This is a genomic window from Streptomyces sp. NPDC101152, from assembly GCF_044768275.1.
Lineage (GTDB): Bacteria > Actinomycetota > Actinomycetes > Streptomycetales > Streptomycetaceae > Streptomyces.
In genome coordinates, this window is sequence record NZ_JBIWPO010000004.1 from 270,495 (window position 1) to 276,961 (window position 6,467).

Here is a 6,467-nt window from a genome sequence, read left to right on the forward strand (position 1 = left end):
TGGACCCCCACTTCCGAGGACACGATTGCCATGCCTCGTCCGACTGCCGCACAGCTCGCCTACGGATCCTGCACCGTGATCTTCTCGACGCTCGCCATGCTGCTGCTGTCACAGACGAGTTCGGGGCTGGGGATCGCGGTCATCGCCGCCTCGGCGCTCGCGCTCGGGCTGCTGGTCGCCATGACCGTACCTCTGCCCAGGCCCAGGATCGTCGCGGTGCGCAAGCCGGCGCCGCAGGCGGTGGAGGAGGCTGCGGCGGAGGCGCCGGTGTCGGTGGTGGCTTCGGGGTCCTCCAACGCTGCGTGACACCGAGGATCGTCAGCCGGTGCTCACCACCACCGTCTTCGCCGCCTTGTCGTGCAACCCCTGCTTGTACGGCCGGTCGAAGTAGCTCCACCCGCCCGAGATCGCCGTCCAGATGCACGCGCAGCAGAACGCGAACGGGATCCACAGCACGGCGGCGCGGGACAGGGCGGACTGCACGGAGGGCGTCGCGCCGTTGTCGAGGTTGGCCACGCGCATGTTCAGCCACTTCTTGCCGAGCGTCTGGCCCGACCGGCTGATCATGAAGGTGTCGTAGCCCATGTAGAGGACGGCGGCGACCGCGGACTGCGCGAAGGACTTGCCGACCTCGACCTTGTTGCTGTTCACGGTGTACTCGTGCACGCCGATCGGCCAGGTGATGAGCCACACCACGATGCCGACGAGGATCAGGTCGATGATCCGCGCCAGCGTCCGCCTGCCGCTGTCGGCCAGCGGGGGCATGCCGGCGAGGGGGTCGCCGGGGCGGCCGCCACCGCCGTAGGGGGCACCGCCGTAGGGCTGCCCGCCGTACGGGGGCTGTCCGCCGTACGGTTGACCACCTGGTGGCGGCTGGCCGGGGGGAGGCTGTTTCCTGAACGGGTCGTCTTCCGGCGGCTGCTGTCCCGAGCCGGGCGGTTCGGTCGTCATGGCCCGAGTGGACCGCGAACCCCCCGGCTCCGCATCCTGCGCACGGCCGTCCGGAGGACCGAATCATCTGCGCCGTACGTCGGACCCCGTCACCCCGCGACGAACGTACCGGCGGCCTTGTCGTGCCAGCACTGGTGCCACGGCCGGTCGAACAGGCACCACAGGACGCCCACGATCCCGATGCCGAGGAGGCCGGGGACGCTGTAGACGAGCCAGCGGCGCACGGCGGCGCCGAAGGACGGCGGCTCGTGGGCCTCGATGTCGCGGACCTCCAGGGCCAGCAGCTTCTTGCCGAGGGTCCGGCCCCACCTGGCGGTGGGGAGCGCCTCGTACAGGACGCCGAAGACGAGCAGGACGGCGAGGACGATGCCCAGGTACACCGAGGTCGTGCCGTCCAGCAGCCAGACGGTGACGGTCTCGCCGCTCAGCCTGGCCGCCTCGATCTTGTCGTGGATGTGGTCGACCGCCTTGCCGCCCAGGGGCACCGCGGCCACGGCGGTGACGGCGCCGATGACCAGGTTGTCGACGATCCGTGCGATCAGCCGTTTGCCGAGCCCCGCGGGCCGGGCGGCCGCCTGACGCCGGGCGGCGGCCTGGAACACGTCCTCGACGGGCGGCTTCCAGGGCGCGACGGGCTGCTCCTCGTCCGGGGCCCCGGCCAGCCGGTGCACCTGCTGCGCCCAGGACGGCTGCCCGCCACCGGGTCCGCTGGTCATGGGAGCGCCGACCGGCGCCGGCTGCGGGGTGCCGGCCTGCTGCGGGAGCGCGGGAGCGGGCTGCTGCGGGCCGGTGAGAGCCGTGGGCGCGGCGGGGGCCGCCTGTGCCGCCGCTCGCTGGGCGGCTGCCTTGCCGGCGGCGAAGCCGGGACCGTCGGCCGCGGCGGCCGAGGACGGCGGCCCGAACGCGGGACCACCGGAAGTACCGGGGTCGGGCGCCCCCGTGCCCCCACCCTGCTGCCCCGTGCGCGGGGACAGCGCGCGGAAGGTCATGGTGCCCTCGTCGGCGACGGGGCGACCGGGCTGGGGAACGCCCGCGCTCGGCGTCCCCGGCGTCGCGGCCCCTCCCCCGCCGCCCGCGGCGGGCCTGCGGAAGACGAACGTGCCGTCGGAGGGGACGTCGGCCGCTCCGCCGTTCGCCGGGGGGATCGTCGCCGTGCCGTCGGTGCTGGTGGCGTCGCCCGTGGGCTGGCCCACGCGGGGGTCGGCGCCCCAGGAGACGCGGCGGGCCTGGTCGTCGCCGAAGCCGGACTGGTGGGAGCGGTCGGCGCCCCAGGTGGGCGCCGGTTCGGGGTGGCTGCCGTGCCCGGCGTCGGACGGGGACGGCTGCGGGTCCTCGTCGAAGAAGTGCGGGCCGGTCTCCTCGACCGGGGAGGCAGGGGCCTGGGACGGGTTGGGCGCGGAGCCGGGGGGTGGCGCGAGCGGGTCGCCGTCCGACGGGGCCGGGCGGCTGGTGCCCGGTACCCAGGCGGCACCGTTCCAGTACCGGACGTACCCAGGAATGGACGGGTCCGGGTAGTAGCCCTCGCGGGGCCTGTCGTCACCGGGTGCCGGGGTTGGGGCGCTCATGTCCGTCGTCCCGTATCTGCTCGGGGGTGGATAAGGGGGAACCACATCTATCAGACCGGCGCAACCGCCACCGCCCGTCCCGTGTTACCCACCCTTTTCCGGGCAACCTCGTGCACCGGCTCCACAGCTTCGGAGAAAAGTTCTCGCAACCCGCGTAATGGTCGCGCCCCCTCCCGGCTCTCCACCGGTACGGGCCCACCGCAGGGCCCCGTACACCTGCCCGAGAGAGGAAGCGCACGCCATGCACTACACCGTGGTGGAGCGAGAGCTCGAACTGAAGCTGATCCTGTCCCCGGAGCGGGCCATCCCGGTCCCGGCCCGGCTGAGCTACCGCACCGACGATCCGTACGCCGTCCACATCGCCTTTCACGTCACCTCCGAGCACCCCGTGCACTGGACGTTCTCCCGTGACCTGCTGGTGGAGGGGGTGTTCCGGCCCTGCGGGCAGGGCGATGTGCGGGTGTGGCCGACGAAGAGGGAGGGCCGCAGCGTCGTCCTGATGGCGCTGAGCTCACCCGACGGGGACGCGCTGCTGGAGGCGCCCGCCGCCCAGGTGTCCGCCTGGCTCGAGCGGACGCTGCGGGTGGTGCCCCCGGGCACGGAGGGCGAGCAGCTGGGGATCGACGACGCGCTCGACCAGTTGCTCGCCCGGTGAGGGGAGGGGGAAAGCGGCTAGGGCCTGTTGCGAAAGTGGCGTCGTCGCCCGCAGGGCGGCCGCGCGGCGTCGTGGGGGTCCCCCCGCGCGAGGTGGTTCGAGCGTGGGGGAGCGTGCTCTCGGCGTGCCGGCCGGAAGACGCCGTTGATGGACCGGGCGTACTCGGGCTTTCGGGCGGTGCGGCGAGTGGGGGTACCCCCCTCTGGGGGAGCGTTCCGGGCGTCGCGCGGCAGGCGCCACTTTCGCAACAGGCCCTAGAACAACTTGCCTGGGTTGAGGATGCCGAGCGGGTCGAAGACCTGTTTGATCTGCCGCTGCATCTCCAGGCCGACGGGGCCGATCTCGCGCGCCAGCCACTCCTTCTTCAGGACGCCCACGCCGTGCTCGCCGGTGATCGTGCCGCCGAGCTGGAGGCCGAGGGCCATGATCTCGTCGAAGGACTCGCGGGCGCGCCGGGACTCGTCGGGGTCGGCCGCGTCGAAGCAGACGGTTGGGTGGGTGTTGCCGTCGCCGGCGTGGGCGACGACCCCGATGGTGAGCTGGTACTTCTCGGCGATCCGCTCGGTCCCTTCGAGCATCTCGGCGAGCCGCGAGCGGGGCACGCACACGTCGTCGATCATCGTCGTGCCGCTGACCGCCTCGAGCGCGGTCAGCGAGAGCCGCCGGGCCTGCAGCAGCAGTTCGGACTCGGCCGCGTCGTCCGCCGGGACGACCTGGGTGGCTCCGGCCGCCTCGCACAGGGCGCCGACGGCGGCGAGGTCGGCGGTCGGGTCCGGGGTGTCGAAGGCGGCAAGCAGCAGGGCCTCGGTGGTCTCCGGCAGCCCCATGTGCGCGAGCGCGTTGACCGCCTTCACGGTCGTACGGTCCATGAGTTCGAGGAGCGAGGGGACGTGGCCGCCGGCCATGATCCGGCAGACCGCGTCGCAGGCGGCGGCCCCGGACGGGAACTCGGCGGCCAGCACCAGTTGCTCGGGCGGCTGCGGCTTCAGTGCCAGGACGGCCCGCACGACGATGCCGAGGGAGCCCTCGGAGCCGACGAACAGGCGGGTGAGGTCGTAGCCGGCGACGCCCTTCGCGGTGCGGCGGCCGGTGGACATGAGGCGGCCGTCGGCGAGGACGACGTCGAGGCCGAGGACGTACTCGGCGGTGACGCCGTACTTCACGCAGCACAGGCCGCCGGACGCGGTGCCGATGTTGCCGCCGATCGTGCACATCTCCCAGCTGGAGGGGTCCGGCGGGTAATAGAGGCCCTGTTCGCCCACGGCGCGGGAGAGGGTCGCGTTGACGACGCCGGGTTCGACGACGGCGATGCGGTCGACGGGGTTGATCTCGAGGATGCGGTCCATCCTGGTCAGGGACAGCGCGATGGAGCCCTCGGAGGTGTTGGCGCCCCCGGACAGGCCGGTGCGGGCGCCCTGCGGGACGACGGGGACGCGCAGTTCGGTGGCGACGCGCATGACGTGCTGGACCTGCTCCACGGTGCGGGGCAGGACGACCACGGCCGGGGTGCCGGCCGGGCAGAAGCTCGCCATGTCGTTGGCGTAGGAGGCGGTGACGTCGGGGTCGATGAGGACGGCCTCGGCGGGCAGACCGGTCAGGAGCCGGTCGAGAAGGTTTCCGGTGGCTGCGTCGGAGGGCGCTTCGATTCGGCTCATGATCACAGCGTCGCACCCGGGGCCATCGGTGTGAACCCCGTCCACGGCAGTCGGCGTATGCCGGGATGTGCTTGTCGTACTGGCGCACAGTGAACGCATGAAGACGCAGCTGAACGCCCTGCGGAGCGGTCGATGGGTGCTGGTCGGCGCTCTGGCGGGGTCCCTGGTGCTCGGTGGGGCGCTGGCCTGGTGGCCCTGGGAGCGGACGGCGCCGCGGCCGCCGGCTCCGGCGCCGGGCGCGCAGGCATTGACCGCGGTGACCTCGGGGGTGCCGGTGGGGCTCCCCGAGCTGGGGGCGCTGATCGGTGCGCGGGAGGCACGGGTGCGGGCGCGGCCCGAGGACGCGCTGTCGTGGGCGGTGCTGGGGGCGGCGTATGTGGAGCAGGGGCGGCGGACGGGGGACGCGGCGGACTTCCCGCGGGCGGACGAGGCGTTGCGTACGTCGTTGCGGGTGCGGGGGCCTCGGAACGTGGAGGCCCTCGACGGCATGGCCGCGCTCGCGAACGCGCGCCACGACTATCCGGCCGCGCGTTCGTGGGGCGAGGCGGCGCTGAAGCTGGAGCCGAAGCGGTGGACGACGTACCCGCTGCTGCTGGACGCGTACACGGGCCTCGGCGACGACAAGGCGACACAGCGGACGCTGGACCGGCTACTGGAGCTGCGGACCGGGCCGGCGGTGCGGGCGCGGGCCGCGGCCGTCTACCGCGACCGGGGCTGGCGGGAGGACGCGGCGGCCGCACTGTCCGACGCGGCGGCGGCCGCCGGCTCCCCGGCCGAGCGGGCGGAGTGGCTGGAGCGGGCCGGGGAGCTGTCCTTCGAGCGCGGGGACCTGGACGACGCGTTGCGGCGTTTCGAGGAGGCGGTGCGGCTCGATCCCGACCAGCGGGCCGCACAGGCCGGGCAGGGGCGGACGCTGGCGGCGATGGGGCGGACGAGGGAGGCGCTGAGCGCGTACCAGGTGGCGCTGGAGAAGGCGCCTCGTCCCCAGTACGCCCTGGAGCTGGGCGAGTTGTACGACTCGCTGGGGCTGGGACCGGCGGCCCGGGCGGAGTACGACCGGGTGCGGGCGCTGGTGCAGGCCGACCGGTCGGGGGGCGTGGACGACGAGCTGGTGCTCGGGCTGCTGGAGGCCGACCACGGGGATCCGGCGACGGCGGTACGGCGGCTGCGCGCCGAGTACGCGCGCCAGCCCGGGATCGCGGTGGCGGACGCGCTGGGCTGGGCGCTGCACCGGGCCGGTGACGACAAGGAGGCGCTGCGGTACGCGACGGTGGCGACGGACCGGGCGAAGGGCGGCGGCGTCCGCAGCGCCCTGTACGCGTACCACCGGGGCATGGTCGAGCGGTCCCTCGGCTACGACGCCTACGCGCGCCGGTGGCTGCAGGAGGCGCTGCGGATCAATCCGGCCTTCTCGCCGCTGCTGGTGCCGGTGACCCAGGAGGCACTGGCGGGGCTCGGTGAGCCGCCTTCGGTGCCACCGCCCACCGAACCAGGAGCCGACAAGGGCTAGTAGGTGCCGGGGGGGGGGGGGGGGGCCCCCCCCCCCCCCCCCCAAACACCAGTGGATAAGGTTTTGGGGGGGGGGCGGGGGGCGGCGGGGGGCGCCCCCCCCCCGCCGGGGGTGGGGGTGGGGCCGGCCCA

The 6,467-nt window shown here is 74.0% G+C and carries 6 protein-coding genes; 3 read left to right on the forward strand and 3 right to left on the reverse strand.

The window, feature by feature from the left end; genetic code table 11:
• Positions 1 to 30 precede the first annotated feature (30 nt).
• On the forward strand, positions 31 to 306 hold the full coding sequence (locus tag ACIRVK_RS07590; protein ID WP_404244487.1) for a hypothetical protein: 276 nt from the start codon (positions 31 to 33) through the stop codon (positions 304 to 306).
• A 12-nt stretch (positions 307 to 318) separates the two neighbouring features.
• Here ACIRVK_RS07590 and ACIRVK_RS07595 read toward each other — a convergent pair whose 3' ends face one another.
• Both ACIRVK_RS07595 and ACIRVK_RS07600 read right to left on the reverse strand, forming a co-directional pair.
• The gene (locus ACIRVK_RS07595) at positions 319 to 951 is read right to left on the reverse strand and encodes an RDD family protein (RefSeq protein WP_404244488.1); all 633 of its coding nucleotides are present in this window, start codon (positions 949 to 951) and stop codon (positions 319 to 321) included.
• Positions 952 to 1,040: 89 nt separating this feature from the next.
• Positions 1,041 to 2,516, reverse strand: a complete 1,476-nt coding sequence (locus ACIRVK_RS07600) for an RDD family protein (protein WP_404244489.1) — start codon at positions 2,514 to 2,516, stop codon at positions 1,041 to 1,043.
• A 241-nt stretch (positions 2,517 to 2,757) separates the two neighbouring features.
• Here ACIRVK_RS07600 and ACIRVK_RS07605 point away from each other — a divergent pair, with 241 nt between their 5' ends.
• A complete protein-coding gene (locus ACIRVK_RS07605) occupies positions 2,758 to 3,171 on the forward strand; it encodes an SsgA family sporulation/cell division regulator (RefSeq protein WP_404244490.1) in 414 nt (137 codons plus the stop codon).
• 254 nt (positions 3,172 to 3,425) lie between these two features.
• Here the strand turns inward: ACIRVK_RS07605 and ACIRVK_RS07610 are convergent, their stop codons facing one another.
• On the reverse strand, positions 3,426 to 4,832 hold the full coding sequence (locus ACIRVK_RS07610; RefSeq protein WP_404244491.1) for an FAD-binding oxidoreductase: 1,407 nt from the start codon (positions 4,830 to 4,832) through the stop codon (positions 3,426 to 3,428).
• 91 nt (positions 4,833 to 4,923) lie between these two features.
• Between ACIRVK_RS07610 and ACIRVK_RS07615 the strand changes: the two genes are divergently transcribed.
• Positions 4,924 to 6,336 carry a tetratricopeptide repeat protein gene (locus ACIRVK_RS07615; RefSeq protein ID WP_404244492.1) on the forward strand — a complete coding sequence of 471 codons (1,413 nt, stop codon included), beginning with the start codon at positions 4,924 to 4,926 and terminating at the stop codon, positions 6,334 to 6,336.
• Positions 6,337 to 6,467 lie beyond the last annotated feature (131 nt).

Bases quoted from the DNA above. Each gene is read 5' to 3' on its own strand.
- ACIRVK_RS07590 (WP_404244487.1), top strand. From the start codon at position 31: ATGCCTCGTCCGACTGCCGCACAGCTCGCCTACGGATCCTGCACCGTG.
- ACIRVK_RS07595 (WP_404244488.1), bottom strand. From the start codon at position 951: ATGACGACCGAACCGCCCGGCTCGGGACAGCAGCCGCCGGAAGACGAC.
- ACIRVK_RS07600 (WP_404244489.1), bottom strand. From the start codon at position 2,516: ATGAGCGCCCCAACCCCGGCACCCGGTGACGACAGGCCCCGCGAGGGC.
- ACIRVK_RS07605 (WP_404244490.1), top strand. From the start codon at position 2,758: ATGCACTACACCGTGGTGGAGCGAGAGCTCGAACTGAAGCTGATCCTG.
- ACIRVK_RS07615 (WP_404244492.1), top strand. From the start codon at position 4,924: ATGAAGACGCAGCTGAACGCCCTGCGGAGCGGTCGATGGGTGCTGGTC.